This window comes from Arthrobacter sp. KBS0703 (assembly GCF_002008315.2).
Lineage (GTDB): Bacteria > Actinomycetota > Actinomycetes > Actinomycetales > Micrococcaceae > Arthrobacter.
Genome location: NZ_MVDG02000001.1, coordinates 2,398,929 through 2,425,402, shown reverse-complemented (window position 1 = coordinate 2,425,402; position 26,474 = coordinate 2,398,929). Strand labels below are relative to the sequence as shown.

General features: G+C 67.5%; 27 protein-coding genes. 22 read left to right on the top strand and 5 right to left on the bottom strand.

Annotation, left to right across the window (positions count from 1 at the left end; all coding sequences use genetic code 11):
* Positions 1 to 147: 147 nt before the first annotated feature.
* From pdhA to B1A87_RS11415, 3 genes are read left to right on the top strand one after another with little or no spacing between them, the layout of a single operon-like run.
* Positions 148 to 1,326: a pyruvate dehydrogenase (acetyl-transferring) E1 component subunit alpha gene (gene pdhA / locus B1A87_RS11425; protein WP_078026387.1), complete on the top strand. Its 1,179-nt coding sequence runs from the start codon at positions 148 to 150 to the stop codon at positions 1,324 to 1,326.
* Positions 1,326 to 2,336 carry an alpha-ketoacid dehydrogenase subunit beta gene (locus B1A87_RS11420; protein ID WP_078026388.1) on the top strand — a complete coding sequence of 337 codons (1,011 nt, stop codon included), beginning with the start codon at positions 1,326 to 1,328 and terminating at the stop codon, positions 2,334 to 2,336. The genes pdhA and B1A87_RS11420 overlap by 1 nt, the downstream gene beginning before the upstream one ends.
* On the top strand, positions 2,333 to 3,706 hold the full coding sequence (locus B1A87_RS11415) for a dihydrolipoamide acetyltransferase family protein (protein WP_078026389.1): 1,374 nt from the start codon (positions 2,333 to 2,335) through the stop codon (positions 3,704 to 3,706). Before B1A87_RS11420 ends, B1A87_RS11415 begins: the two co-directional genes overlap by 4 nt.
* Before the next feature lie 100 nt (positions 3,707 to 3,806).
* On the opposite strand, the gene B1A87_RS11410 is transcribed toward B1A87_RS11415, so the two are convergent.
* Entirely contained in the window at positions 3,807 to 4,505 is a 699-nt protein-coding gene (locus B1A87_RS11410; RefSeq protein ID WP_313902474.1) for a TetR family transcriptional regulator, read from the bottom strand.
* Between the two features lie 152 nt (positions 4,506 to 4,657).
* On the opposite strand from B1A87_RS11410, the gene B1A87_RS11405 reads away from it, so the two are divergent.
* The 8 genes from B1A87_RS11405 to B1A87_RS11375 are packed head-to-tail and all read left to right on the top strand — an operon-like array spanning position 4,658 to position 12,583.
* Positions 4,658 to 6,265, top strand: a complete 1,608-nt coding sequence (locus B1A87_RS11405) for a carboxyl transferase domain-containing protein (protein WP_078026390.1) — start codon at positions 4,658 to 4,660, stop codon at positions 6,263 to 6,265.
* Positions 6,266 to 6,271: 6 nt separating this feature from the next.
* Positions 6,272 to 7,915, top strand: a complete 1,644-nt coding sequence (locus B1A87_RS11400) for an acetyl/propionyl/methylcrotonyl-CoA carboxylase subunit alpha (RefSeq protein ID WP_395940242.1) — start codon at positions 6,272 to 6,274, stop codon at positions 7,913 to 7,915.
* Positions 7,908 to 8,468, top strand: a complete 561-nt coding sequence (locus B1A87_RS25000; protein ID WP_395940241.1) for an acetyl-CoA carboxylase biotin carboxyl carrier protein subunit — start codon at positions 7,908 to 7,910, stop codon at positions 8,466 to 8,468. Before B1A87_RS11400 ends, B1A87_RS25000 begins: the two co-directional genes overlap by 8 nt.
* A 2-nt stretch (positions 8,469 to 8,470) precedes the next feature.
* A complete protein-coding gene (locus B1A87_RS11395; protein WP_078026392.1) occupies positions 8,471 to 9,634 on the top strand; it encodes an acyl-CoA dehydrogenase family protein in 1,164 nt (387 codons plus the stop codon).
* Positions 9,635 to 9,654: 20 nt separating this feature from the next.
* The gene (locus tag B1A87_RS11390; protein WP_078026393.1) at positions 9,655 to 10,446 is read left to right on the top strand and encodes a CoA transferase subunit A; all 792 of its coding nucleotides are present in this window, start codon (positions 9,655 to 9,657) and stop codon (positions 10,444 to 10,446) included.
* Between the two features lie 2 nt (positions 10,447 to 10,448).
* On the top strand, positions 10,449 to 11,189 hold the full coding sequence (locus B1A87_RS11385) for a CoA transferase subunit B (RefSeq protein WP_078026394.1): 741 nt from the start codon (positions 10,449 to 10,451) through the stop codon (positions 11,187 to 11,189).
* Entirely contained in the window at positions 11,186 to 11,737 is a 552-nt protein-coding gene (locus B1A87_RS11380; RefSeq protein WP_260680797.1) for a MaoC family dehydratase, read from the top strand. Before B1A87_RS11385 ends, B1A87_RS11380 begins: the two co-directional genes overlap by 4 nt.
* Before the next feature lie 15 nt (positions 11,738 to 11,752).
* Positions 11,753 to 12,583 (top strand): CoA ester lyase, encoded by an 831-nt coding sequence (locus B1A87_RS11375; protein ID WP_078026395.1) that lies wholly within the window; start codon positions 11,753 to 11,755, stop codon positions 12,581 to 12,583.
* A gap of 30 nt (positions 12,584 to 12,613) precedes the next feature.
* On the opposite strand, the gene B1A87_RS11370 is transcribed toward B1A87_RS11375, so the two are convergent.
* Entirely contained in the window at positions 12,614 to 14,068 is a 1,455-nt protein-coding gene (locus B1A87_RS11370) for a lipase maturation factor family protein (RefSeq protein WP_078026396.1), read from the bottom strand.
* 64 nt (positions 14,069 to 14,132) lie between these two features.
* Between B1A87_RS11370 and B1A87_RS11365 the strand changes: the two genes are divergently transcribed.
* The 9 genes from B1A87_RS11365 to B1A87_RS11330 all read left to right on the top strand — a co-directional run bounded on the left by B1A87_RS11365 (position 14,133) and on the right by B1A87_RS11330 (position 21,244).
* Complete coding sequence (locus tag B1A87_RS11365; protein WP_078026397.1) at positions 14,133 to 14,876, top strand: sulfite exporter TauE/SafE family protein; 744 nt, start codon at positions 14,133 to 14,135, stop codon at positions 14,874 to 14,876.
* 54 nt (positions 14,877 to 14,930) lie between these two features.
* Positions 14,931 to 16,160 carry a 1-deoxy-D-xylulose-5-phosphate reductoisomerase gene (gene dxr / locus B1A87_RS11360; RefSeq protein ID WP_078026398.1) on the top strand — a complete coding sequence of 410 codons (1,230 nt, stop codon included), beginning with the start codon at positions 14,931 to 14,933 and terminating at the stop codon, positions 16,158 to 16,160.
* 19 nt (positions 16,161 to 16,179) lie between these two features.
* Positions 16,180 to 17,511 carry an RIP metalloprotease gene (locus B1A87_RS11355; RefSeq protein WP_078026399.1) on the top strand — a complete coding sequence of 444 codons (1,332 nt, stop codon included), beginning with the start codon at positions 16,180 to 16,182 and terminating at the stop codon, positions 17,509 to 17,511.
* A 103-nt stretch (positions 17,512 to 17,614) separates the two neighbouring features.
* Complete coding sequence (locus B1A87_RS24655) at positions 17,615 to 17,908, top strand: hypothetical protein (RefSeq protein WP_313902473.1); 294 nt, start codon at positions 17,615 to 17,617, stop codon at positions 17,906 to 17,908.
* Positions 17,909 to 18,073: 165 nt separating this feature from the next.
* Complete coding sequence (locus B1A87_RS24650; protein ID WP_313902472.1) at positions 18,074 to 18,361, top strand: hypothetical protein; 288 nt, start codon at positions 18,074 to 18,076, stop codon at positions 18,359 to 18,361.
* On the top strand, positions 18,358 to 18,870 hold the full coding sequence (locus B1A87_RS11345) for a hypothetical protein (RefSeq protein ID WP_078026401.1): 513 nt from the start codon (positions 18,358 to 18,360) through the stop codon (positions 18,868 to 18,870). Before B1A87_RS24650 ends, B1A87_RS11345 begins: the two co-directional genes overlap by 4 nt.
* 25 nt (positions 18,871 to 18,895) lie before the next feature.
* Positions 18,896 to 19,189, top strand: a complete 294-nt coding sequence (locus B1A87_RS11340) for a YciI family protein (RefSeq protein ID WP_078026402.1) — start codon at positions 18,896 to 18,898, stop codon at positions 19,187 to 19,189.
* A 38-nt stretch (positions 19,190 to 19,227) separates the two neighbouring features.
* Entirely contained in the window at positions 19,228 to 20,394 is a 1,167-nt protein-coding gene (gene ispG, locus B1A87_RS11335; RefSeq protein ID WP_078026403.1) for a flavodoxin-dependent (E)-4-hydroxy-3-methylbut-2-enyl-diphosphate synthase, read from the top strand.
* Positions 20,357 to 21,244, top strand: a complete 888-nt coding sequence (locus B1A87_RS11330; RefSeq protein WP_144275796.1) for a GNAT family N-acetyltransferase — start codon at positions 20,357 to 20,359, stop codon at positions 21,242 to 21,244. Before ispG ends, B1A87_RS11330 begins: the two co-directional genes overlap by 38 nt.
* Positions 21,245 to 21,251: 7 nt before the next feature.
* Here the strand turns inward: B1A87_RS11330 and B1A87_RS11325 are convergent, their stop codons facing one another.
* Genes B1A87_RS11325 through B1A87_RS11315 form a run of 3 tightly spaced genes read right to left on the bottom strand, consistent with a single transcriptional unit; the run spans position 21,252 to position 23,382 of the window.
* A complete protein-coding gene (locus tag B1A87_RS11325) occupies positions 21,252 to 21,845 on the bottom strand; it encodes a TetR family transcriptional regulator (RefSeq protein ID WP_078026404.1) in 594 nt (197 codons plus the stop codon).
* Complete coding sequence (locus tag B1A87_RS11320) at positions 21,842 to 22,597, bottom strand: ABC transporter permease (RefSeq protein ID WP_185982303.1); 756 nt, start codon at positions 22,595 to 22,597, stop codon at positions 21,842 to 21,844. Before B1A87_RS11320 ends, B1A87_RS11325 begins: the two co-directional genes overlap by 4 nt.
* Positions 22,594 to 23,382, bottom strand: a complete 789-nt coding sequence (locus B1A87_RS11315; protein ID WP_078026499.1) for an ABC transporter ATP-binding protein — start codon at positions 23,380 to 23,382, stop codon at positions 22,594 to 22,596. Before B1A87_RS11315 ends, B1A87_RS11320 begins: the two co-directional genes overlap by 4 nt.
* 438 nt (positions 23,383 to 23,820) lie before the next feature.
* Between B1A87_RS11315 and B1A87_RS11310 the strand changes: the two genes are divergently transcribed.
* Entirely contained in the window at positions 23,821 to 25,632 is a 1,812-nt protein-coding gene (locus B1A87_RS11310; RefSeq protein ID WP_078026405.1) for a proline--tRNA ligase, read from the top strand.
* Between the two features lie 18 nt (positions 25,633 to 25,650).
* Entirely contained in the window at positions 25,651 to 26,445 is a 795-nt protein-coding gene (locus B1A87_RS11305; RefSeq protein ID WP_078026406.1) for a TSUP family transporter, read from the top strand.
* The last annotated feature ends 29 nt before the right edge of the window (positions 26,446 to 26,474 follow it).

Sequence of the window (26,474 nt, the reverse complement as noted above, 5' to 3'; positions counted from 1 at the left end):
TCAGTTTCCGCGGCGGTGGTTGTACCCCTTGAGCATTGTGAGTATGGTCACAATTATCCGGGGCAACGGTGCCCCGAAGGCTGTCGCGCGGCGGGATCACGAGTCCTTGCACGGGGCGGTCACACGACGTCAGAAGGTTGCGCAACGGTGTTGACAGACGAAGTGGGCCAGGGCGGTACACCCGCCGTCGGCCCGGGCAACAGTACGGGACATCGAGGAGGGGCCAGCCAGAACCTGGTCCAGCTGATCACCCCCCAAGGGGAGCGTGTCAGCCATCCGGAGTACGACCCCTGGGTCCGGGACATCTCGGACGAACAGCTCGGCTCCCTCTATGAGGACATGGTGGTCATCCGCAGGATTGACGCCGAGGCCACGGCGCTCCAGCGCCAGGGCGAACTGGCACTCTGGCCGCCGCTGCTCGGCCAGGAAGCAGCCCAGATCGGATCGGCCCGCACGCTGCGCGACGACGACTTTGTTTTCCCCAGCTACCGTGACAACGGTGTTGCCTACTGCAGGGGAGTGAGACCGGAGGACTTGGTCCGAGCCTGGCGGGGCAACGCCTCCGCCGGCTGGGACCCGTTCACCGTGAACGTCGCCACGCAGCAGATCATCATCGGGGCGCAGAGCCTGCACGCCACGGGCTATGCCATGGGCATCCAGAACGACGGCGCCGACTGCGTCGCCGTGGCCTACTTCGGCGACGGCGCCACGAGCGAGGGCGACGTCAACGAGGCCATGGTGTTTGCGGCCAGCTTCCAGGCTCCCGTGGTGTTTTTCTGCCAGAACAACCACTGGGCCATCTCGGAGCCCGTGCGGCTGCAGTCCCACATCCACCTCGCGGACCGCGCCTCAGGCTTCGGAATTCCCAGCATCAGGGTCGACGGCAACGATGTCCTCGCCGTCATGGCGGCGACCCGCATTGCCTTGGACCGTGCCCGCCGCGGCGGCGGCCCCACCTTCATCGAGGCCGTGACCTACCGGATGGGACCGCATACGACGGCGGATGACCCCACCCGGTACCGGGATGCCAACGAGCTCGAGGACTGGGCCGCCAAGGACCCGATCAGCAGGGTGAAGTCGCTGCTGGACCGCAAGGGACTGCTGACCGCGGACCTTGAGGCCGCGGTCGCTGCGAAGGCCGACGCCGTGGCCAAGGAACTCCGGGCCGGCACCATCAACATGCCCGAGCCGGAGCCGCTTGACATCTTCAAGCACGTCTACAGCACGCCGAACTCCTGGCTGGACCGCCAGCAGGACCACTACTCCCGTTACCTGGCATCCTTCGGCGATCCCGCAGGAGCCAACTCAGAGGAAGGTGCACGCTGATGACACAGATGACCTTTGCCCGAGCCATCAATTCGGGCCTGCGCAAATCCCTCGAAAACGATCCCAAAGTAGTCCTTATGGGCGAGGACATCGGAACCCTGGGGGGCGTCTTCAGAGTCACCGACGGCCTGCAGAAGGACTTCGGCAAGCACCGTGTTGTGGACACGCCCCTGGCCGAGGCCGGCATCATGGGCACGGCGGTGGGCCTTGCCTACCGCGGCTACCGTCCCGTCGTGGAGATCCAGTTCGACGGCTTCATCTACCCGGCGTTCGACCAGATCGTCAGCCAGGTCGCCAAGATGCACTACCGCACCCAGGGCGCCGTTAAGATGCCCATCACCGTCCGCGTCCCGTTCGGCGGCGGAATCGGTTCACCCGAGCACCACTCCGAGTCTCCGGAGGCGTACTTCACGCACACCTCCGGCCTGCGGGTGGTGAGCCCGTCCAGCCCGCAGGACGCGTACACCATGATCCAGCAGGCCATTTCCTGCGATGACCCCGTGCTGTATTTCGAACCCAAACGCCGCTACCACGACAAAGGCGACGTCGATGAGACCCTGGAGCCGGGCAGCGCGCTGCCGCTGGGGAATGCCCGCGTCATCACGGACGGACGGGATGTCACGCTGGTGGCTTACGGCCCGCTGGTCAAGACCGCCCGGGACGCCGCCATTGCCGCGGCGGATGAGGGAGTTTCCATCGAAGTCATTGATCTCCGCTCCCTCGCGCCCGTCGACTATGCGGCGCTGGAGGCATCCGTCCGCAAGACCGGCCGGCTTGTCATCACGCACGAGGCCGGGCAGTCGGGTGGCCTGGGCGCCGAGCTGGCCGCCAGTATCACCGAGCGCTGCTTCTACTACCTGGAGACTGCTCCCGTCCGCGTCACCGGATTCGATGTGCCGTACCCCTATTCCAAGCTGGAGATGCACCACCTTCCGAGCCTGGACAGGATCCTCGACGGCGTTGACCGTGCGCTCGGCCGGCCGAACTCGCTGAGCGGGCTGGAAGGATGACCGCCACCATGATCAAGGAATTCCGGCTCCCCGATCTCGGCGAAGGCCTGACCGAGTCCGAAATCGTCAGCTGGAAGGTCAATGTTGGCGACACCGTGACCCTGAACCAGATCATTGCCGAAGTGGAAACGGCGAAGGCCGTCGTGGAGCTGCCTTCCCCGTTTGCCGGTGTGGTCACCGCCCTGCACGAGCAGCCGGGCACCGTGGTGGAGGTGGGCAAGCCGATCGTCTCCTTCGAGGTGGAGGGTGAGGCCGCCGGCCAGCCCGCCGGCGGTGCGGCTGAGGCGCCCGCCGCCAAACGCGAACCGAACCTGGTGGGGTACGGCGCGGTCCTCGAAGATACCGGCCGCCCTGTCCGCAGTGCGCGCACCTTCGCAGCCGCGCCGGTTGAGCATATCGAAACCGCCGCGCCGCTGGTTGAGCCTGTCGAAACCAAGCCCGCCGAACCGTTGACCGGCGAGCGGCCCCGCTCCACGCCGCCGGTGCGGAAGCTGGCCAAGGACCTTGGCGTGGACCTGGAGCATGTTACCGGCAGCGGCCCCGGCGGGCTGATAACCCGCGACGACGTACGGAACTTCGTGGGCGGCGGTGACCTTCCGGCCGCGGCCCAGGAGCTGGCGGGCGAAGCCGGCCAGGCGCAGGAACACGTTCCGTCTCCCCGGCCTGGTGAACGCGAGATGCGCACGCCCATCAAGGGGGTGCGCAAGTTCACGGCGGCGGCCATGGTCTCCAGCGCGTTCACCGCGCCCCACGTCACGGAGTTCCTGACCGTGGACGTCACGCCGGCCATGGAGCTCCTGACCAGGCTGAAGGCGAGCAAGGCCTTTGCCGGGTTGAAGCTGACGCCGCTGACCCTCGTGGCCAAGGCGGCCCTGATCGCCCTGCGGCGCAGTCCAACCCTCAATTCCCGGTGGGATGAGGCCAACCAGGAGATCGTGCAGTTCAACTACGTGAACCTGGGGATTGCGGCGGCCACCCCGCGCGGCCTGACGGTTCCCAACATCAAGGACGCGGACCGGATGACGCTGGCGGAGCTGTCCACGGCGCTGACCGGGCTGACCGAGACGGCCCGAGCCGGCAAGACCAGCCCGGCGGAGCTCTCCGGCGGCACCATCTCCATCACCAACATCGGTGTATTCGGGATCGATGCCGGGACGCCCATCCTCAATCCGGGGGAGGCCGCCATCCTGGCCATGGGCGCGGTGCGGAAGATGCCGTGGGAGTACCAGGACGAGGTCGCGCTCAGACAGGTCATGACCCTGAGCCTGTCCTTCGATCACCGGCTGGTGGACGGCGAGCAGGGATCCCGGTTCCTGGCGGACCTCGGAGCCCTCCTGGCTGATCCGGGCATGGCGCTCGCGATGGTCTAGTGCCTGCTGATTGAGCCTGTCGAAACCGATTTCGGCGGGCTCAATCAGCGCTGGGCGGGCTCAATCAACGGTGGGCGGGCTCAATCAGCGGTGCGCCGGCTCAGTCAGCGGCGGCTTGGGGTCCGCCGGGCGCCGTGAGGGCGGCCAGCGCCATGTTCTCCAGGAGCGGCCGTGCCGACCTGATGGCCATTCTCCGCCCGTGGTTGCGGACCGAGTGCGGCGTGGAGTTGATCAGTCCGAAGGTTGCATGGGCGCGCATCCGGAGGTCTGCCGTGTCCGTTGCGTGGTGGATCCCCGCCAGAACGTCCACCCACAGCTCCACGTAGCTGCGCTGCAGCGCCCGGACATGGGCCTGGTCCTCGTCGGTGAGGTTGCTGAAGTCCCTGTCCTGGACCCGAATCACGTCCGGATTGCTGAGCGCAAAGTCCACATGGAACTGGACCAGCCGGCCCAGCGCCGCGAGGGGGTCCGCGGCGTCGGCAACAACGAGCCGGCCGCCGTCGAGCAGGTCCTGGCTGACCGTCAGGAGCAGGGCCCCCAGCACGGCCTGCTTCCCCGGGAAGTGGCGGTACACGGCGGGGCCGCTCACCCCCGCGGCGGCACCGAGGTCCTCCAGGGAGACGCGGTTGAAACCGTCGGCGGCGAAGAGGGAGGCGGCCGCGGACAGCAGGGCCTGACGGCGGGTTTCCTTGGCCCGGCTGCGCTGCGTCGCGCGGTTGGGCGTGGTTCCCTGGTCCGGCGGGGCGGGCTGGACGGCATCGCTGCTTTCGGCAACCTGGCCGTGCTCCGTGATCTGCACATTTCCTCCTCGAAACTGCAAACTCTAGCAACTCATCCGTGTGTTGGACATCACAGTTAATAGAGACTAACCTAAATCTCAGTTACACGGCACTAACCGAAAATAGCCGGGCCCGCGGGAATCCGGGCCGGTCAAGGAAATGGAAGCGGTCAATGGAGACACTCGCCAGCAAGCTGGACGCCACGAGCGAGGCCTTTGCGGCCAATAGCGTCGCCCAGGAGGCGCTCGCCGGCGAACTGCGGAAGCGGCTCGCCGTGGCCGCCCTGGGCGGGCCGGAGAAATCCCGCGAGCGCCATGTGGCCCGGGGCAAGCTCCTTCCGAGGGAGCGGATCGACCAGCTCCTGGACGACGGCAGCCCGTTCCTTGAGATTGCCCCGCTGGCAGCCAACGGGATGTACAACGACGACTCTCCTGGCGCCGGCGTGATCACGGGCATCGGCCTGGTCCACGGGCGCCAGGTCCTGGTCATCTCCAACGACGCCACCGTCAAGGGCGGCACCTACTACCCCATGACGGTGAAGAAGCACCTGCGGGCCCAGGAGATCGCGCTGGAAAACCGGCTGCCCTGCGTCTACCTCGTGGACTCCGGCGGAGCCTTCCTCCCCAAACAGGACGAGGTCTTCCCGGATAAGGAGCACTTCGGCCGGATCTTCTACAACCAGGCCAGGATGTCCGCGGCCAAGATTCCGCAGATTGCCTCCGTCATGGGCTCCTGCACCGCCGGCGGCGCGTACGTTCCGGCCATGAGCGACGAGACGGTCATCGTCCGCAATCAGGGAACGATCTTCCTGGGCGGACCGCCGCTGGTGAAGGCGGCCATCGGCGAGATCGTCACGGCCGAGGAGCTCGGCGGGGGCGACGTCCATTCCCGGATCTCCGGCGTCACGGACCACTTGGCCGAGAACGACGAACACGCCCTGCAGATCGTCCGCGACATCGTCTCCACCCTGCCGCGGCCAGCCGCGCCCGCCTGGGACGTGGACACCGCCGTCGAGCCTGTAGTGAACCCCGCGGAGCTCTACGGAGCCGTCCCCACGGACGTCAACGCACAGTATGACGTCCGTGAGGTCATCGCCCGCCTCGTGGACGGCAGCCGGTTCCACGAATTCAAGAAGAACTACGGCACCACCCTGGTCACCGGCTTCGCGAAGCTGCACGGGCATCCCGTGGGCATCGTGGCCAACAACGGCGTGCTCTTCAGCGAGTCCTCGCTCAAAGGCGCCCACTTTATTGAGCTCTGCGACCAGCGGGGCATCCCGTTGGTCTTCCTGCAGAACCTCTCCGGCTTCATGGTGGGCAAGGACGTCGAACAGGGCGGCATCGCCAAGAACGGCGCCAAGATGGTGACGGCCGTCGCCACCGCCCGCGTGCCGAAGCTGACTGTCGTGATCGGCGGATCCTTCGGCGCCGGCAACTATTCGATGTGCGGGCGGGCCTACTCGCCGCGCTTCCTGTGGATGTGGCCCGCGAGCCGCATCTCCGTGATGGGCGGCAACCAGGCTTCCAGTGTGCTGGCCACGGTGAAGCGCGACCAGTATGAGGCCGCCGGGCAGGAGTGGTCCGCAGCGGACGAGGAAGCCTTCAAGGCTCCCATCAAGCAGCAGTACGAGGACCAGGGGAGTCCCTATTATTCCACCGCCCGTGTCTGGGACGACGGCGTCATCGACCCCGCGGACACCCGCACTGTCCTGGGACTGGCGCTCGACGTCGTCTCCCGAACCCCGCTGCCGGAGACTTCCTTCGGCCTCTTCCGGATGTGAGCGGCCATGACCAATCCAGCTGACCCCAACCTGTTCCACACCGTCCTCGTGGCCAACCGCGGCGAAATCGCCTGCCGGGTGATCAGGACGCTGCACGCCATGGGCATCCGTTCGGTCGCCGTCTACAGCGACGCCGACGCCGACGCCCGCCACGTGCGGGAAGCGGACCTCGCCGTGCGGATCGGTCCGGCCGCCGCGGCCGAAAGCTACCTGAAAATCGAGGCGATCATCAGGGCCTGCAAGGACACCGGCGCCCAGGCGGTGCACCCCGGCTACGGTTTCCTGAGCGAGAACGTGGAGTTCGCCCGCGCCCTGGAGGCCGCCGGCATCGCCTTCATCGGCCCCGGCGTCGAATCCCTGGACGTCATGGGGGACAAGATCCGCTCCAAGAACCACGTGGCCGGATACGGCGTCCCGGTGATCCCGGGCATCGCCGAACCGGGGCTGACCGACGACGACCTGATCGCCGCCGCCGCGGCCGTGGGGTATCCCCTGCTCATCAAGCCGTCCGCGGGCGGCGGAGGCAAGGGCATGCACGTGGTGGAACGGCCGGAGGACCTCCCGGCAACGCTGGCCACCGCGCGTCGCGTCGCGGCCAGCGCCTTCGGCGACGACACGCTTTTCCTGGAACACCTCGTCAAGGCCCCGCGGCACATCGAAGTGCAGGTGCTCGCCGACACGCACGGGAACGTCATCCACCTGGGGGAGCGCGAATGCTCCCTGCAGCGCAGGCACCAGAAGGTGATTGAAGAAGCGCCGTCGCCGCTCCTGGAATCACTGGCCGACGGCGGAACCACCCGGGCGCGGATCGGCGAGGCCGCCTGCCAGGCGGCCCGGAGCGTCCACTACACCGGGGCGGGCACCGTGGAGTTCCTGGTCTCGGACAACGCCCCGGACGAATTCTTCTTCATGGAGATGAACACGCGCCTGCAGGTGGAGCATCCGGTCACCGAAATGGTCACCGGGGTGGACCTCGTGGAGTGGCAGGTGCGCATCGCCGCCGGCGAGGTGCTCACCGTGGCGCAGGACGACGTCGTGCTTAACGGCCACGCCGCAGAGGCGCGCGTATACGCGGAGGTCCCGGAGCGGAACTTCCTGCCGTCCTCCGGCGAGGTGGTCCTGCTCGATGAACGGGGCACCACCTTCACGGCCCGGGCGGACCCGCCCGCCTTCGCGCCCGCCTCCGCGGACCCGCACATCCGCATCGACTCGTCGCTGCAGCCCGGACTGGAAATTTCCAGCGACTACGATCCCATGCTCTCCAAGGTCATCGCGTGGGGCCCGGACCGCAAAGCGGCACTCGACAAGCTGGACAGGGCGCTGGAGCGGTACACGGTGCTGGGGGTCGGAACCAACGTGGAATACCTGCGGCTCCTGATCAACGACGACGACGTCCGCGCCGGCCGCCTCGACACGACCCTCATTGACCGCAAGATGCCGGACCTCACGTTCCGGAGCGCCGGAGACACCGAGCTCATCGCCGCGGCGCTCCCGTTCTGGGCCATGCATGAGGCGCCGGCCGGCGTCGCCTCGCCCTGGGACACCGGCCGGGGCTGGCGGCTGGGCACCCCCGCCCCCTGGCGCATGAGCTTCGGGCTCCCCGGCGGAGCCGCGGCCACCTGTCTCTTATACACATCTAGATGTGTATAAGAGACAGGACCTCGGCCATGCGACGGTCCGCGTCAACGGCGGACCGGAGCGAAAGGCCGCCCTCCTGGCCCTGACCAGCCGGTCCGTCGACCTTGAAATCGACGGGCAGGCACACACCTTCGCGCTGGGCTCCCACTGGGAGGGCCACCCCCATGAAGGGCGTCCGCAGCAGGTCTACGTGGGAAACGGCGGATGGTCCTGCGGCCTCGACGTCCTCACCCGGGAATCCCGCCTCGCGCGCGTCCTGGCCGCAATCGAGCGGGAAGAGGGTGTGGCCGACCCCGAAGTCCGCTCACCCATGCCGGGGACCGTCGTGTCAGTCTCCGTGGACAACGGCGACGCCGTGGAAGCCGGGCAGGTGCTGCTAGCCGTGGAAGCGATGAAGATGGAGCACCAGCTCGTGGCCGAGGTGGCCGGAACGGTGCACATCAGCGCGAAGACCGGTGACCTCGTGAAGGCGGACCAGGTGCTCGCCACGATCCACGCCGAGCCGCCCGCCGGCCCGTCAGAATCCCCAATCCAAGATCCAACCAATGAACGTAAGGAAGCCTAGCTATGGCCGATTTTGAGCTCAGCGAGGAATACCAGGACCTCAGCAACACCGTCCGGGAATTTGCCGACGAGGTCGTCGCGCCCGTCTCGGCCAAGCACGACGAAGAGCACAGCTTCCCCTACGAGGTTGTCTCCCAGATGGCGGACATGGGCCTGTTCGGTCTGCCGTTCCCCGAAGAATCCGGCGGCATGGGCGGGGACTACTTCGCCCTGGCCCTCGCGCTGGAACAGCTCGGCAGGGTGGACCAGTCCGTGGCCATCACCCTGGAAGCGGGCGTTTCCCTGGGCGCCATGCCCGTCCACCGCTTCGGTACCGAGGCCCAGAAGGAGGAATGGCTGCCGCTGCTGGCGTCCGGAAAGGCGCTTGCAGGCTTCGGCCTGACCGAGCCGGAAGCGGGCTCGGACGCCGGCGGCACCAAGACCACCGCCCGGCTGGAAGACGGGCACTGGGTGATCAACGGCAACAAGGAATTTATCACCAACTCCGGGACTGACATCACCCGGCTGGTGACGGTGACCGCCGTGACCGGCCAGCACGAGCGCAAGGACGGCAGCGTCAAGAAGGAAATCTCCACCATCCTGGTGCCGACCGACACGCCCGGCTTCAAGGCCGAGAAGGCGTACAACAAGGTGGGCTGGAACGCGTCCGACACCCACCCGCTGACGCTGAAGGACGTCCGCGTGCCCGAGGCCAACCTGCTGGGTGAACAGGGGCGGGGCTACGCCAACTTCCTGTCCATCCTTGACGAAGGCCGCATCGCCATCGCGGCACTGGCCACCGGCGCGGCCCAGGGCTGCGTGGATCTCTCGGTCCGCTACGCCAAGGACCGCAGGGCCTTCGGCCACAACATCGGCAAGTACCAGGCCATCTCCTTCAAGATTGCCCGCATGCAGGCACGCGCCCACACGGCCCGGCTGGCCTACTACGATGCGGCCGCCAGGATGCTCGCCGGCAAGCCGTTCAAGACCCAGGCGGCCATAGCTAAGATGGTCGCAGGCGAGGCAGCCATGGACAACGCGCGGGACGCCACCCAGGTGTTCGGCGGCTATGGCTTCATCAACGAATTCACCGTGGCGCGCCATTACCGCGACTCCAAGATCCTTGAAGTCGGGGAGGGCACCACGGAGGTCCAGCTGATGCTGATCGCCCGGGAACTCGGACTGTAGCCGGCCTGAAAGGATCAACGATGATTGACAAGGTTGTTGCCAGCGCTGCTGAAGCGGTCGCGGACATTCACGACGGCGCGTCGCTCGCCGTCGGGGGTTTCGGCCTCTGCGGGATCCCGGTGGCCCTCATTGACGCCCTGCACCACCGCGGCGCCAAGGACCTGGAAACCGTGAGCAACAACTGCGGCGTGGACGACTGGGGCCTCGGCATCCTGCTCAGGGACGGCCGGATCCGCCGCACCATCAGCTCGTACGTCGGGGAGAACAAGGAGTTCGCCCGGCAGTACCTCTCCGGCGAACTCGAGGTGGTCCTCACCCCGCAGGGCACGCTGGCGGAGAAGCTGCGCGCCGGCGGTGCCGGCATCCCGGCGTTCTACACGAAAGCGGGCGTGGGTACCCAGGTGTCCGACGGCGGCCTGCCGCAGAAGTACGACGCCGACGGCAGCATCGCGGTCGCCTCCGCTCCCAAGGAGGTGCGCAGCTTCGGCGGCGTGGACTACGTCCTCGAAGAGTCCCTCACACCCGACTTCGGCCTGGTCCACGCCTGGAAGGGCGACCGCCACGGCAACCTGGTCTTCCACGCCACGGCAATGAACTTCAACCCGCTCTGTGCCATGGCGGGCAGGGTCACCATCGCCGAAGTCGAGGAACTGGTGGAGCCGGGGGAGCTGGACCCCGAACACATCCACGTGCCCGGCATCTTCGTCCAGCGCATCGTCGTCGCACCCGAGATCGAGAAGCGGATCGAAAAGCGGACGGTTGCCCTTTCGGCGCAGTCCGCAGCCGGCACCACCGAACAGGCAGGAGCGTAGCCATGGAGTCGAACAGCTCGCAGGGGGCGCCGCCCCGCCCCGAGGCCGTCCGCCATGAGTACCGGCGTGCCGCGACGTCCCACCCGGAGGGCAAGGGATGGACGCGCAACGAGCTCGCGGAGCGGGTGGCGCAGGAACTCAGCAACGGCCAGTACGTCAACCTGGGCATCGGCATGCCCACGCTGATCCCGAACTACATCCCCGCCGGCGTCGAGGTGGTGCTGCACTCGGAGAACGGGATCCTGGGCGTCGGACCCTACCCCGGCGAGGACGAGGTGGACCCGGACCTCATCAATGCGGGCAAGGAAACCGTCACGGTCAACAAGGGCGCGGCCTTCTTCGACTCGTCGCTGTCCTTCGGCATGATCCGGGGCGGCCATGTGGACGTCGCCGTGCTCGGCGCCATGGAGGTCGCCGCCAACGGGGACCTGGCCAACTGGATGATCCCGGGCAAGATGGTCAAGGGCATGGGCGGCGCCATGGATCTGGTCTTCGGCGCCAAGAAGGTCATCGTCATGATGGAGCACGTGGACCGGAGCGGCCGGCCAAAGATCGTGGAGCGGTGCACCCTGCCGCTCACGGGCAAGGCCTGCGTGGACCGGATCATCACGGACCTCGCCGTCATTGACGTGACGCCGGACGGCCTGGTGCTGCGGGAGCTGGCCCCGAACGTCTCCGTCGAGGACGTCGCCGCTGCCACCGGCGTCGAGCTGCTCGAGGAAGACCAGGAACTGACCGTATGACGGCGAACGCTGAACAGAGTGCTGACGGGGTTTCGACAAGCCCAACCAGCGGCAGCCCCCGCGTGATCGAACAGCGCGGGCTGTACTTTGAGGAACTCGAAGAGGGCGTGGTGTACGCGCACCGTCCGGGCCGGACGGTCACCGAAACCGACAACGTCCTGTTCACCACCATGACCATGAATACGCAGGGGCTGCACCTTGACGCGGCGTGGAGCGCGGGGCAGCCGTTCGGCCAGCGGCTGGTGAACTCCATGTTCACCCTGGCAACCGTCGTCGGGCAGTCCGTTCCGCAGCTGACGCAGGGCACCATCATCGCGCAGCTGGGACTGACCGATGTGTCCTTCCCCGGTCCGCTGTACCACGGCGACACCCTCTACACCGAGACCGTCATCACGGGCAAACGGCTCTCCGCGTCCCGGCCCGGCCAGGGGATCGTCACCATGAAGCACACCGGCCGCAACCAGAACGGCACAGTGGTGGCCCTCGCCACGCGCAGCTGCCTGATGTGGACGCGGGAGGCGTACATGCAGGCGCAGACGGAAAAATAATCGGACAATGACTGTATGACTTTTGTGATGGGCCCGGCCCTGCTCTTCTGCCCTGCTGACCGCCCCGAGCGTTTCCAGAAGGCTGCCGAGCGCTCCGACGCCGTGATCATCGACCTCGAGGACGCGGTGGCGGCTGCGGACAAGAAGCGGGCCCGGGGGGCCATCCTTGCCCAGCTCGGCAGCTCAGGCGAAGGGCCGGAGCTCGATCCCAGCCGGACCATCGTCCGGATCAACCCGGCGGGCACGGAGGACTTCGAAAAGGACCTGCACTGCCTGGCCCACACGCCCTACCGCACCGTGATGCTCGCCAAGACGGAAAGCGCTGAGCAGCTCCGGGCGCTGGAGGGCTTCCACGTGATCGCGCTGTGCGAGACGGCGGCCGGCATCGTCAACGCGCCGGCCATCGCCGCCGCCCCGAACGTCGTGGCGCTCATGTGGGGCGCCGAGGACCTGCTCGCGTCCCTCGGCGGGACATCCAGCCGCAAGGACGACGGCGGCTACCGCGCCGTGGCCCTGCACGCGCGCTCGTCGGTGCTCCTGGCTGCCGGTGCCTTCGGCAAGGAGGCGGTCGACGCCGTCTACGTCAACATCCCCGACCTTGAGGGGCTGGCCGAGGAGGCACGGGACGCCGTGGCCTCCGGCTTCAGCTCGAAGGCCTGCATCCATCCCGGCCAGGTGGCTGCCGTCCGTGCCGCCTACGCGCCGTCGGGGGATGAAGTGGCCGCCGCCAGGGAACTCCTCGAGGCCGCCCGCGCCGCCGGGACCGGCGTGTTCCAGTTCAAAGGCAAGATGATCGACGGCCCCATCCTCAAGCACGCCGAAGCGACCCTCCGCAAGGCCCGCTAACGCGGGCGCTTCCTCTCCGCACTTGCCTGCTCAGCCGCCGCGCCGCAGGGACAGGGGCGGGATGGCCTCGTACAGCGGCGTCCGGATCCAGACCTGGCCGGTCTCACGGAACTCGGCCCGGCTGGAGAAACGGTACAGGTACGTCCGGGCGCGCACCCAGCGGGGGCGCTCGCCGTCGAACGGGTCGTCGCGCAACAGGCGCAGCACCACCTTGTCCGCCTTCAGCAGCTTTTCCAGGAAGGCGTAAAACCACTCCTCGTGCACGGTGCGCAGGGGCAGGAACCACATCAGCCAGTCGAGCCGCAGGTGGTACGGGGCCCACTGGCGCGGCAGCCTGCGCACGTCCCCGGGCTTTCCCTTGAATCCGTACTCCCGCCAGTCCGCCGACTCGTCGGGCTCCTCGTCGCTGGTGCCCTCCACCGCCACCTCGATCCGCTGCTTCGTGACCGTGCCGAACGCGCCGTACGTGTTCACGAGCTGCCACCGGTTGAAGCTGGCATTCATCAGCTGATGATGGGAGAACAGGTTACGGACCGGCCAGTAGCTGAGCACCAGGAGCAGCACCGTGACGGCGAGCGTGAGGATGAGCCACCACAGCGGAGTTTGCCGAGCGCCGCCGGCCGCGTGCCAGTCCAGCGGAAGGACCGGCAGGACTGCGTGGGCCACGGAGTCGCTGACTGCGGCGAAGGCCAGCACAATCGCTATCCAGTTCAGCCACGCGAAATTGCCGCTGGCCACAAGCCACAGCTGCGTGAAGATGATGATGCCCGCCGCGGCGCTTCCCACGGGCTGGGGAGCGAACAGGAAGAACGGCACCACGAGCTGGGCGAAGTGGTTGCCCAGCACCTCCAGCCGGTGAAAGGGCTTCGGCAGCAGATGCGCCTGCCGGCTCAGGGGACCCGGCATGGGCTGGGTCTCATGGTGGTAGTACAGGGCTGTGAGGTCCCGCCACTCCCGGCCGCCGCGGATCTTGATCATGCCCGCGCCGAACTCCAGGCGGAACACCAGCCACGCCACCAGGAGCAGGACGGTCCGGGGCGGATCTGTCTGGTCTGAACCCAGGAAAGCCACGGTGAAGCCGGCCTCGAGGATCAGCATCTCCCAGCCAAATCCGTAGAACGTCTGCCCCACGTTCACGATCGACATGTACAGCAGCCACAGCGCCAGGAAAGCGATCATCGGCAGCCACGGGGGCCCCGCCTGCGGAAGTCCGGCCACCAGGACGGCCGAGATGGCAAGCCCCGTCCCGCACACGGCGCGGAGCAGCCGGTCCGAGTAACGCCATCGGAAGAGCGTGGGCCGCCGCAGCCTGCTGAACCCCGACAGGTAATCGGGGACGGGAAGGAGGCCGCGCTCGCCGAGCAGCGCAGGGAACTGGTTCAGGGTTGACAGGAACGCAACGAAATAGAGCGCGGCTATGCCCCGCTGCAATACCAGCCGGGCGAATTCGTAGTCCGGCGCGTCGAACCAGGAAGCCCAGTCCACGTTTCCACGTTACGCCTGCCGGGAAACCCGTCAAGGCAGTCGCGGGCGGCACTAGGATCGAACCATGTTTGCTCTGGTGCTCATCGTGGTTGTCGCGGGAGCGCTGGCGCAAAGACTGGCCGGGCTGGGATTCGGCCTCCTAGTCTCGCCGGTCCTGGTGGTGCTCCTGGGGCCGTTCGACGGCGTGATGATCATCAACCTCTGCGGTGCGGCGTCGTCGCTGCTGATCCTGTCGCGGGTCTGGCGGCACGTCCAGTGGCGGCGCTACTTCGGCCTCGCGGCTTCCGCGCTGACCGGCGTGGTACCCGGCGCCTGGCTGGCCAGCCATGTCCCTGAGGCCCCGCTGGAGATCTGCATCGGAGTCCTGCTGATCCTGGGGCTGCTGGCTTCCCAGCGGCTGAACCGCAGCTCCTGGCGGGCCGCGGGCGCTGCCCCCATGGTGACGCTGGGATTTACCAGCGGGCTGATGAACGCGGCCGCCGGAGTCGGCGGTCCGGCCATCACCGCGTATGCCATCGTCACGCGCTGGGAGCAACGGAGCTTCGGCGCCACCCTGCAGCCCTACTTCATCACCACGGGCCTGTCCTCGCTGCTGACCAAATACCTGTTCTCCGGCGGCCACCTTCCGGCCCTGGAAGGCTGGCAGTGGCTGGGCATCCTGGCCGCCATGATCCTCGGAATCGTCGCCGGTGACCTGCTGTCGGGGCGGGTGCAGCCGGGCTTGGTGCGGAAGATCGTCGTCGTGATCGCGTACGCCGGCGCGGTATCCACCGTGTCCAAGGGCGTCCTGGAACTCGCGCTCGGCTAGTCCGGGTGCTTACCGCCCGTCCGGAGGCGGCCCGCGGTGCGGGATACTTAATCCATGCAGACTTCGGGCTCCAGCCGTCCAGCCGGCCGTCCAGCGACAGGGCAGCCGCGCAGAATCGTACTCCTCGGATCCACCGGTTCCATCGGCACGCAGGCGATTGACGTCGTCGACGGCGCCCCGCACCTTTTCGAGGTGGTGGCACTGAGCGCCGGCGGCGGCAACCTGGAGCTCCTGGCGCAGCAGGCCGTGCACACGCAGGCCGCCGCGGTGGGCATGGCCCAGGGGGATCCCCGCCGTCTGCAGGACTTGATCGACGACGCCGCTCGGGCGGCCGGGCTGGCAGGGTACCGTCCGGAGGTCATCAGCGGCCCCGACGCCTCCACCCGGATCGCCGCCGTCGAGGCGGACGTGGTGCTCAACGGCATCACCGGATCCATCGGACTGGCACCGACGCTGGCCGCCCTGGAATCCGGAGCCACGCTGGCGCTGGCCAATAAGGAATCGCTGATCGTGGGCGGCTCCCTCGTCAAAGCCGCCGCCGCGGAAGGCCAGATTGTGCCGGTGGATTCGGAGCATTCGGCCATCGCCCAGTGCCTGCGTTCAGGCTCCGCCGCCGAAGTGGACAGGCTCATCCTGACGGCGTCGGGCGGTCCGTTCCGCGGCCGGACCCGGGAGCAGCTGTCGTCCGTCAGCCCGGCGGAAGCCCTCGCCCACCCCACGTGGGACATGGGGCCCATGGTCACCACCAACTCCGCCAGCCTGGTCAACAAGGGTCTCGAGGTGATCGAGGCCCACCTGCTCTTCGACATCCCGCTGGACAGGATCGACGTCGTGGTCCATCCGCAGTCCGTGGTCCACTCCATGGTCCAGTTCGTGGACGGCTCCATCATCGCCCAGGCCTCCCCGCCGGACATGCGGTTGCCCATCGCCCTCGGGCTGGGCTGGCCGGACCGCGTTCCGCAGGCGGCCACACCCTGCGACTGGACGCAGGCAACCAGCTGGACGTTCGAGCCGCTGGACGCCGCCGCCTTCCCGGCCGTCGGCCTTGCCAAGGACGCGGCGAAGCAGGGAAGCACTTACCCGGCCGTGTTCAACGCCGCCAACGAGGAAGCCGTGATGGCGTTCCATGCGGGCCGGATCCGGTTCACAGACATCGTGGATACCATCGAAGCCGTACTCAGCGAACATCCGGGTTCCTCCGTGCTAACGGTCGAGTCCGTGCTGGATGCTGAGAAGTGGGCACGTGCACGCACGCACGAACGTTTAGCAGTGAGCAGTCTCTAGGAAGCAGCAGATCGAAAGCATGAGTCCCGTCATTCTCTTCATTATTGGTGTCGTCTTTGTGGCCGTCGGCATCGCGGTCTCCATCGCCCTGCACGAGGTGGGACACCTGCTCCCGGCCAAGCTCTTCAAGGTGCGCGTCACCAAGTACATGATCGGCTTCGGCCCCACCCTCTGGTCCACGAAAAAGGGCGAGACCGAATACGGATTCAAGGCGCTTCCGCTCGGCGGCTACGTGTCGATGATCGGCATGTACCCGCCCAACAAGGAAGACGGTTCCGTCCGTCCCTCCAGCACCGGCATGTTCCAGACACTGGCCACCGAGGCCCGCTCCATGGCCCATGAGGAAGTCGGCCCCGGGGACGAGAACCGCGTGTTCTACCGGCTCCCGGTCTGGAAAAAGATCATCGTCATGCTCGGCGGACCGGCGATGAACCTGCTGATCGGCGTGGTGCTGACCGCAGTGATGCTCATGGGATTCGGCCTGGCCGAGCCCACAACCACCATCGCCGACGTCTCCAAGTGCCAGGTGAAGGCGGGGGAGACCGTCGATCCGAACTCAGCCGACTGCAAGCTGACTCCCGCTGCCGCCGCGCACATCAAGCCCAACGACGTCATCACGGCCTTCGACGGCAAGGCCGTGACCAGCTGGGATGAGCTGACAGGCTGGATCCGCGCCTCGGCCGGCAGGGAAGTCAGCATCACCGTGCAGCGGAACGGTGCGCCCGTCACCACCACCGTCACGCCGGTGCTTTCGGCGCGGCCGGTGGTCGGTGCCGACGGCCGCCAGGCCAAGGACGACGCCGGGAAGCTGATGTACCAGGATGTCGGCTTCCTCGGCATCGGGGCGCAGACGGCGCTGGTGCCGCAACCGGCGTCGGCCGTCCTGCCCATGGCAGGGGAGAACATCCGGCAGGTTGCCGGCGTCATCCTCAATCTCCCCGCCCGCGTGGCCGGGGTGGCCAAGGCGGCCTTCAGCGAGGAGCCCCGGGACCCGAACGGTCCCATCAGTGTGGTGGGCGTGGGCCGGGTGGCCGGCGAAGTGGCCGCCATGGAAGAGGTTCCGGCGCAGTCCAGGCTCGCGGCCCTGGTGGGCCTGATTGCCGGCCTGAACTTCGCGCTGGCGGTCTTCAACCTGGTGCCGCTGCTGCCTCTCGACGGCGGACACATTGCCGGAGCGCTCTACGAGGCCGTCCGCCGGCGCGTGGCCAAGCTGTTTGGCAAACCCGATCCCGGAGCCTTTGACATCGCGAAGATGCTCCCGGTGACCTATGTGGTGGCCGCGCTCCTGATGGGCATGGGCGCGCTGCTGATCTACGCGGACATCGTGAAACCGGTGAATCTCTTCGGTTAGCACCCGCTGGGCGGTGACGTCAGCATTCACCTCTTTTTGGCTGATTTTAAACAATCAGCTGAAAATGATTGATGTTGGAAGTTGAGCCGCCTAAGGTTGATTCATGTACGTCATGACCATCGACCAGCGGGGCAGCAGTACTGACATTGACAGGGTGCCCGAATTCCTCGACGGGCTGCGGCCGTTCTCCAGTGCCCGGTTCGAGCGCTCGGTGGGTGACGAGGTCCAGGGCGTCCTTGACGAGCCCGCTGCCGTGGTGGACGTAGCCCTGCATGCGCTCCGGAGTGGCCTTTGGTATGTGGGCATCGGCGTCGGGCCGGTGAACCTGCCGTTAACGGCCAGCCCCCGCGAAGGATCCGGACCTGCCTTCGTAGCGGCGCGCCAGAGATGTGTATAAGAGACACGGGCAAAGGCCGCCGCCGCCACGTCCCCTGGCGGTGGTCTCCGGGGTGTCCGGCGCGGCCTGCCTGCCTCCGCGGGCGCCCCGGCGGGCGGTGGCGCCGGGAGCCGTGGTGCCGAAACCCGCGATGCCGGGGTGAGGGCCTGCGCCAACGCAGAGGCTGTGCTGCGGCTCATCGGACGGCTGGTCCGGGAACGGACCGAAGCCCAGTGGCGGGTGGTCGATGCGCTCCGCGCCAAGAATGAGCGTGATCCCGGCCGGCACGGATTGCAGAAACAGGTGGCCAGGGAGTTGGGAATCAGCGACCAGTCGGTGAGCCGGGCCATCCTCAGATCCGGATGGCAGGAAGAATGGGCGGCGAGGCCAGCGGCGGAAATGCTGCTGGCAACCGCCCATGGGCTGATCCGCGACACCGTCGGCCCCGACGCAAGCAACCGAGGAGAACGGTGAACGCACTCTGGATCGCCGCAGCACTGCTGACGGCCGGTTTCGTAGGCTGGCCCGTGACAGCGCTGGTGTTCAGGCTGGCCCGGACCATCGACGACAAAGCCGACGCTGTCACCGCCGGCGCGGACGCTGCCGATGACCCCTCGGCCGACGTCACTGTGGATCATGAAAGCGTGGACCGTGAAAACGTGGACCGTGAAAAACCGGACCGTGAAAACACCGTGAACGGCGATATTACGGTGGGCGGTGAAGCGACCGCGGCGGCGCCCACCGTGCGCATCCTCCGGGGCGGGGCGATCATCGGAGTGCTGGAGCGCCTGGCCGTATGCCTCGCCATTCTCGCCGGGCAGCCTGTGGCCATTGCCTACGTGGTGGCCATCAAGGGCCTGGGCCGCTTCGCCGAGCTAAAGGAAACGCCGGTTGCGGCAGAGCGCTTCATCATCGGGACCCTCGCCTCCATGCTGTGGGCCGCCGGCGTCGCCGCTTTCACGAAGGTCGTGCTCCTCGGCTAGCCCGGCTGCGGGATAGGGTATCCGTATGACTGTTTTTGCTGTTGAGTACGTATACGACGCCGAGTCCACCGAGACCCGCAATGCCAGCCGCCCGGCGCACCGCGAATGGACCGCAGGACTGGCGGAGGAGGGGACCATCCTGGCGAGCGGCCCCTACGGTGACGGCGCCGGTGCACTGCTCATCTTCAAGGCGGCCGACGAGAACGCGCTGAACGAGATCCTCCGGCAGGACCCGTTCGCGGCAGCCGGCGTCATTTCCGGCACACGCACCACGGTGTGGGCGCCGCTGACCGGCCTGCTGGCCGGGCACGCAGCCTAGCCGCCGTACTTACTGATTCTTCGATACAAGGAGTCCACGTGACCTCGGTCAGCCTGGGAATGCCATCCGCACCGCCGCCCGTCCTTGCGCCCCGCCGCAAGACGCGCCAGATCAAAGTCGGCTCCGTGGGCGTCGGGTCCGATTCGCCCATCAGCGTGCAGTCGATGACCACCACCCCCACCACGGACATCAACGCCACGCTGCAGCAGATCGCGGAACTGACGGCGTCCGGCTGCGACATTGTCCGTGTGGCCTGCCCGTCGGCGGATGACGCCGAGGCGCTGCCGATCATCGCCCGCAAATCCCAGATTCCGGTCATCGCGGACATCCACTTCCAGCCCAAGTACGTCTTCGCGGCCATTGAGGCCGGCTGCGCGGCCGTGCGCGTGAACCCCGGCAACATCCGCAAGTTCGATGACCAGGTCAAGGAAATCGCGAGGGCGGCCAAGGACCACGGCACGTCCATCCGCATCGGCGTCAACGCCGGGTCCCTCGAGCCGGGCATCCTGAAGAAGTACGGCAAGGCCACGCCGGAAGCGCTGGTTGAATCGGCCGTCTGGGAGGCCTCCCTGTTCGAGGAGCACGGCTTCCACGACTTCAAGATCTCCGTCAAGCACAATGACCCGGTCATCATGGTGGCGGCCTACGAGATGCTGGCCGAGAAGGGTGACTGGCCGCTGCACCTCGGTGTCACAGAGGCCGGCCCCGCCTTCCAGGGCACCATTAAGTCCGCCACCGCCTTCGGGGCGCTGCTTTCGCGCGGCATCGGCGACACCATCCGCGTCTCCCTGTCCGCCCCGCCGGTCGAGGAGATCAAGGTGGGCAACCAGATTCTGCAGTCGCTGAACCTGCGCCCGCGCAAGCTGGAAATTGTCTCCTGCCCGTCGTGCGGACGCGCGCAGGTGGATGTGTACACGCTGGCCGAACAGGTGACCGCCGGACTCGAGGGCATGGAGATCCCGTTGCGCGTCGCCGTCATGGGCTGCGTCGTCAACGGACCGGGCGAAGCACGCGAAGCGGACCTGGGCGTTGCGTCCGGCAACGGCAAGGGCCAGATCTTTGTGAAGGGCGAGGTCATCAAGACTGTTCCCGAGAGCCAGATTGTTGAGACACTGATCGAAGAGGCCATGCGTATCGCGGAAGAGATGGGGGAGGCCGATGGCGAAGATGCTGTCAAGGGTAGCCCCGTGGTTAGCGTCTCATAAGGACGGAACAGACCCGGACGGCGCAACCGTCCGGGTACTCGGCGTCGCGGACACGGCCGGGCTGCGCCAGTTGGCCGGCGCGGATCCGGTGGCGAATGTCTTCATCCTTGCGCACCTGGAATCCACCGGAACGGCCGCGCCGACTCCCGGCGGCGCCAATGTGCTGGGCGTCTTTGAGGACGGCGTGCTGGTCGGTGCCTGCTGGGCGGGCGCCAACCTGGTTCCCGTCCAGCTTGATCCCGGTTTCACCGGGGCAGTGGCAGCGGCAGCCCACCGGTCCGGCCGCCGGTACGCCTCAATCTTCGGCCCGGCGGGCACAGTCCTTGCCCTGCACAGCCATCTGGAGCAGCTCGGCCACGCCGCACACGAGGTGCGGCCGGACCAGCCGCTCATGACCATTGCCGGACCGCCGGCCGTTGAACCTAACTGGCAGCTGGGGTTCGGGCAATATGCCGACTTCGACACCATCCTGCCCGCCTGCGCGGCAATGTTCGAGGAGGAAGTGGGCTACTCGCCGTACCTGGGCGGGCGCGATTTCTACAGCCGGAGGGTGGCCGGGCTGATCCGCCAGGGGCATTCCCTGGTCCACCTGAGCGACGGCGAGGTGGTGTTCAAGGCCGAGCTCGGGGCAGTGACGTCGGAAGTCACCCAGGTCCAGGGCGTGTGGATGAACCCCAGCTACCGCGGGCTGGGCCTGAGCGCGGGCTACATGGCCGCAGTGGTGCTGCTGGCCCAGAAGATAGCGCCAATCACCAGCCTCTACGTCAACGACTACAACTCCCGGGCCCGCGCCACCTATGAACGGGTCGGCTTCCGCCAGGTCGGGACCTTCGCCACCGTTCTGTTCTGAACGTTTCTCAAAGTCGTCCCGTCAGGTAACGCTGGATGTTCGGCGCAACGAGCCGCACCACGTCATCCTGCGAGGCCGAGGCAAGCGGCTCAAGCCTGACCACGTAACGGACCAGTACAAGCCCCACGAGCTGGCTGGCCATGAGGTTGCCCCGAATGGCCACCTCATCTGCCGTTCCGGGCACACCGGCCATGATCCGGGGCAGCACTGTGCGTGCCACCAGATCCCTAAGGAGCGCGGTCTTGGCTGTGGACCCGATGGTGCCGCGGAGGAAGGCAAGCAGGCCGCGCTGTGCCGGGCTGTCCCAAAGGCGCAGGACCGCACGGACAATGGCTTCGGCGCGCTGCCCGGGTGCGGATGCCGCCACTCCGGCAAAGACCTGCGCGGGATCGGCGGGCAGCCCCACGCTCCGGGAGAACAGCTCATCCTTGCCGCTGAAGAAGTGATGGACCATGGCGGGGTCCACGCCGGCTTTCCGCGCCACCTGCCTCAGGCTGGTGCCCTCGAAGCCCTGTTCGGCAAAAAGCCCCCGCGCGGCAGCGAGGATCTGGTCGCGGGATCCTTCCCCGCCCGCGGAACGCCGTCCGCGCCGTTCCGTCACGGCGTGCTCCGCCGCAGGGTCAGCGCAGCGAGGACCAGCACCGCCAGGACCACGGCGGCCATGACTCCGACGTCCTGCCACATTGCGGCCGTGGCCGTGCTGTTGCCGGCGATCTCCTGCAGTGCGTCCACCGAGAACGTCAGCGGAAGCACGTTGGAGGCGCCCTCCAGGAAGCCGTTCATCCGGCTGCGCGCCACAAAGAGTCCGCAGAGCAGGATCTGCGGCACCACCACCACGGGCATGAACTGCACGGCCTGGAACTCAGTCCGGGCGAAGGCCGAGCAGAACAGTCCCAGTGCCACGCCCAGCACCGCGTTGACGACGGCCACCATGACCACTAGGGCAGGGCTGCCCTTGATGTCCAGGCCGAAGATCCAGTACGCCACCGCCGTGGCCACGAGGGACTGCATGGCGGCCATGACCGAGAACGCCACGGCGTAACCGAACAGTAGGTCCGCCTTGTGGATGGGCGTGGTCAGGAGCCGCTCAAGCGTCCCTGACGTTCGCTCCCTGAGCATGGTGATGGAGGTCACCAGGAACATCACCACGAACGGGAAAATCGCCAGCATCATCAGTCCCACCCGGTCAAAGGTCCGCGGGACGCCGGCGGGCAGTGCTTCATTTTCGAAGAGGAAGTAGACCGCCGTCAGCAGCAACGCCGGAACCACGAGAATCAAGGCGATGCTCCGCCGGTCGTGCCGGAGCTGGTCCAACACCCGGCCCGCCGTGGCCAGCATCATCCCGAAGTTCATGGCGCCACCTCGCTCCCGGCGCCGCGGATGATGTTGAGGAAGGCCTTCTCCAGGTCCTCGCTTCCGCCCCGCCGGCTGAGCTCCGCGGGCGTGAGCTGCGCGAGTATCAGGCCCTCCCGGAGCAGCAGGAGCGAGGCGCAGTGGCCGGCTTCCTCCATGACGTGGCTGGAAACCAAAAGTGTCGTCCCGGCGTCGGCCATGGTGCGGAAGCGGTCCCACAGCTCGGCCCGAAGCACCGGATCCAGCCCCACCGTGGGCTCGTCAAGGATCAGCAACGCGGGCTCTGACACCAGGGCGCACGCCAGCGACACCCGGCTGAGCTCCCCGCCGGACAGGTCGCCGGTCTTTCGCCCGGCCAGGTCCGCCAGGCCGACGGCGGCAATCGCCGCTGCGGCGTCGCCGCGGTTCCGGCCGTGCATGGCGCCGAAGTAGCGCACGTTGGCCTCGACGCTCAGGTCTGTGTACACGCTGGGGGACTGCGCGACGTAGCCAACCTCATGCCTAAGGCGGGCATGGCCCGCGGGCCTGCCGAGCACGCGGACAGTGCCGGAGGATATCCGCTGAACGCCGAGGAGGACCCGCATGAGCGTGGTCTTGCCGCTTCCCGAGGGCCCCAGCAGCCCGGTGATCCGGCCGGGTGGAATGGTGAATTCGAGGCCGCGGAGGACGTGGGTTCCGCCGCGGCGGACGTGGAGGCCCGCGGCTTCCACGGCGGGGCCCGCAGCGCCGTGCCCGGAACCCGACGACGGGCCCGGAGCCGGGCCCGCATCTGTTGCTCTTCCCATGTCCGCCTCCGGCATCACCGGAAGGTTCCCGGCGAGTAATTCATCGGTTGATGAAATAAATCTAGATCTGCCAGGGGCTGTGATCAACGGGCTGCGATTAAACGGACGCCGGTCCGCCGGTGCGGAAGCGTGCGGTAACGGGGCTGTCAGCGGGATCATCCGGGCACGCAGACTTGAATCGGTGACCACCATCACATAGGTTCTACCTAACCGTGTCGTTCGGGCGCGGATGGTCTCAGAGAATTAGCGGCATGACCGGCCGCGGAGCCACGCCACCACAAGGATGACCAGCCGGAGACGGCCAGGGGCTTCTTTGCGGGGCGTGGCTCTTCTGTAGTGCGGCCACCGGCGCCCGGGACGCGGAAGCCGCGGCGCTGCCTTGCCGGTAGATTAGTACCCAGACAATCAGCACTTTCCCCCAGAAACGGATACCGACCCGTGGTCCTTAGACTTTCCAAGCTGTTCCTGCGCACCCTGCGTGAAGATCCCGCCGACGCAGAGGTGGCCAGCCACAGGCTCCTCGTCCGCGCCGGCTACATCCGCCGTGCCGCGCCGGGCATCTACACGTGGCTGCCCCTCGGCCTGAGCGTGCTGCGTAAGGTTGAACAGATTATCCGCGAGGAGATGGCGGCCATCGGCGCCCAGGAAGTGCATTTCCCCGCACTGCTGCCGAAGGAGCCCTACGAGGCCACCAACCGCTGGACCGAGTACGGCGAGGGACTTTTCCGGCTCAAGGACCGCAAGGGCGGGGACTACCTCCTGGCCCCCACCCACGAGGAAATGTTCACCCTCCTGGTCAAGGACCTCTACTCCTCGTACAAGGATCTGCCGCTGAGCATCTACCAGATCCAGAACAAGTACCGTGACGAGGCACGTCCCCGCGCCGGCCTGCTGCGCGGCCGGGAGTTCATCATGAAGGACTCCTACTCGTTCGACGTCGACGACGCCGGGCTGGACGCCAGCTACGCCGCGCACCGGGCCGCCTACCTGAAGATCTTCGAGCGCCTTGGCCTGGAGGTCATCCCGGTGGCGGCCACCGCCGGGGCCATGGGCGGCTCCAGGAGCGAGGAATTCCTGCACCCCACCGAGATCGGCGAGGACACGTTCGTGCGTTCGGCCGGCGGCTACGCAGCCAACGTCGAGGCCGTTACCACCGTGGTGCCGGCCGAGATCGACTTCACGGACACCCCCGCTGCCGAGATCCGCGACACCCCCAACACGCCCACCATCGAAACCCTGGTGGACGCGGCGAACCAGCTCGTGCCCCGGAGCGAGGCCGACGGCGGCGCCTGGACCGCCGCCGACACCCTGAAGAACGTGGTCCTCGCCGTGACGCTGCCCACCGGTGAGCGCCAGATCGTGGTCATCGGCGTGCCCGGTGACCGCGGAGTCGACCTCAAGCGCGTCGAGGCCAACATCGGCGCCTACCTCCCCGTCGCCGGCGAGATCACCGTGGAAGCGGCAGGAGACGAGGACCTCGCCAAGAATCCCTTGATTGTCCGGGGATACCTCGGCCCGGGAATGTCCCTCGGCGCACCCCTGCTCGGCCTCGAGGGCGCCGCCAAGCTCCTTTACCTGGTGGACCCGCGCATCGTGAACGGCACCGCCTGGGTGACCGGCGCCAACATGGCCGGCAAGCATGTCTTCGGACTTGTGGCCGGGCGCGACTTCGGCTGGGACGGCGTCATTGAATGCACCGAGGTCCGCGCCGGCGACGAGGCACCCGACGGCTCCGGGCCGCTGGAGACCGCCCGCGGCATCGAAATGGGCCACATCTTCCAGCTCGGCCGCAAGTACGCCGAGGCCCTGGAGCTGAAGGTCCTGGACCAGAACGGCAAGCAGGTCGTGGTGACCATGGGCTCCTACGGCGTCGGTGTCACCCGCGCCGTGGCTGCCCTGGCCGAAGCCAACCACGATGCCAAGGGCCTGATCTGGCCCCGGTCCGTGGCCCCGGCGGACGTCCACGTCGTCGCCGTCGGCCGTGGCGAGGAAATCTTCGCCGCAGCCGAGCAGCTCTCCGTCGAACTCGAAGCCGCCGGCCTGGACGTCATCTACGATGACCGCCCCAAGGTTTCCCCCGGCGTGAAGTTCGGCGACGCCGAACTCGTCGGCGTGCCCACCATCGTGGCCGTCGGCCGCGGACTCGTGGACGGCGTGGTTGAGATCAAGGACCGCCGCACAGGCGAAGCGGAAAACGTGGCCGTGGACAAGGCTGTTGACTTCGTGGTCAACGCCGTCCGCAGCAACTGACGTCCCTGAGCCGCCAGGGTGGTCTCGGGGTTCGAATCGATCCAGCTCGCCACTCTCGTCCTGATAGTGGTGGCCGGATTCGCTGCCGGCTGGGTGGACGCGGTAGTGGGCGGGGGCGGGCTGCTGCAGCTTCCGGCGCTGCTGCTGGTACCGGGCATCACGCCGGTGCAGGCGCTGGCCACCAACAAGATGGGGTCCATCTTCGGCACCACCACCAGCGCCGTGACGTACTACGGCCGCGTCCGGCCTGACCTCAGGACGGCGCTGCCCATGGCCGTCATTGCCCTGGCCGGCAGCTTCGGCGGCGCCTTGCTGGCCGCCCGGCTGCCGGCCGAAGTCTTCAAGCCGATCATCGTTGTGGCGCTGGTCGCCGTCGCGCTTTTCACCGCCCTCAAACCCGACGCCGGCCACCTGACGGTACTGAGGCACGACGGCCGCACACACTACGTGGTGGCCTGCACCATCGGCGCGGTGATCGGTTTCTACGACGGACTGATCGGCCCCGGAACAGGCTCGTTCCTGGTGATCGCGCTGGTCTCGGCCATGGGCTACGCGTTCCTCGAAGCCAGCGCCAAGGCGAAAATCGTCAACATGGCCACCAACGCGGGCGCCCTGCTGTTCTTCCTGCCGCACGGATCGCTGCTGTGGGGGGTGGGCTTGGTGCTCGGGCTGGCGAACATGGCCGGAGGATACCTGGGCGCTCGGACGGCCGTGAGGCAGGGGAGCCGGTTTGTGCGCATCGTGTTCTTGACGGTTGTTGCCGCCCTGATCATCAAACTCGGGGCTGACGTGTGGCAGGAAAACTTCGCCTGAAGCGCGCTCGGTGGCGCGCCCCGGGAGGG

Coding starts and splice junctions, on each gene's coding strand:
- B1A87_RS11320 (WP_185982303.1), bottom strand. CDS start 22,597: ATGAACTTCGGGATGATGCTGGCCACGGCGGGCCGGGTGTTGGACCAG.
- B1A87_RS11330 (WP_144275796.1), top strand. CDS start 20,357: ATGCTGTCAAGGGTAGCCCCGTGGTTAGCGTCTCATAAGGACGGAACA.
- B1A87_RS11420 (WP_078026388.1), top strand. CDS start 1,326: ATGACACAGATGACCTTTGCCCGAGCCATCAATTCGGGCCTGCGCAAA.
- B1A87_RS11405 (WP_078026390.1), top strand. CDS start 4,658: ATGGAGACACTCGCCAGCAAGCTGGACGCCACGAGCGAGGCCTTTGCG.
- B1A87_RS11395 (WP_078026392.1), top strand. CDS start 8,471: ATGGCCGATTTTGAGCTCAGCGAGGAATACCAGGACCTCAGCAACACC.
- B1A87_RS11380 (WP_260680797.1), top strand. CDS start 11,186: ATGACGGCGAACGCTGAACAGAGTGCTGACGGGGTTTCGACAAGCCCA.
- B1A87_RS11340 (WP_078026402.1), top strand. CDS start 18,896: ATGACTGTTTTTGCTGTTGAGTACGTATACGACGCCGAGTCCACCGAG.
- B1A87_RS11365 (WP_078026397.1), top strand. CDS start 14,133: ATGTTTGCTCTGGTGCTCATCGTGGTTGTCGCGGGAGCGCTGGCGCAA.
- B1A87_RS24655 (WP_313902473.1), top strand. CDS start 17,615: ATGTACGTCATGACCATCGACCAGCGGGGCAGCAGTACTGACATTGAC.
- B1A87_RS11415 (WP_078026389.1), top strand. CDS start 2,333: ATGACCGCCACCATGATCAAGGAATTCCGGCTCCCCGATCTCGGCGAA.
- B1A87_RS11385 (WP_078026394.1), top strand. CDS start 10,449: ATGGAGTCGAACAGCTCGCAGGGGGCGCCGCCCCGCCCCGAGGCCGTC.
- B1A87_RS11400 (WP_395940242.1), top strand. CDS start 6,272: ATGACCAATCCAGCTGACCCCAACCTGTTCCACACCGTCCTCGTGGCC.
- B1A87_RS11375 (WP_078026395.1), top strand. CDS start 11,753: ATGACTTTTGTGATGGGCCCGGCCCTGCTCTTCTGCCCTGCTGACCGC.
- B1A87_RS11355 (WP_078026399.1), top strand. CDS start 16,180: ATGAGTCCCGTCATTCTCTTCATTATTGGTGTCGTCTTTGTGGCCGTC.
- dxr (WP_078026398.1), top strand. CDS start 14,931: ATGCAGACTTCGGGCTCCAGCCGTCCAGCCGGCCGTCCAGCGACAGGG.
- B1A87_RS11315 (WP_078026499.1), bottom strand. CDS start 23,382: ATGGGAAGAGCAACAGATGCGGGCCCGGCTCCGGGCCCGTCGTCGGGT.
- B1A87_RS11390 (WP_078026393.1), top strand. CDS start 9,655: ATGATTGACAAGGTTGTTGCCAGCGCTGCTGAAGCGGTCGCGGACATT.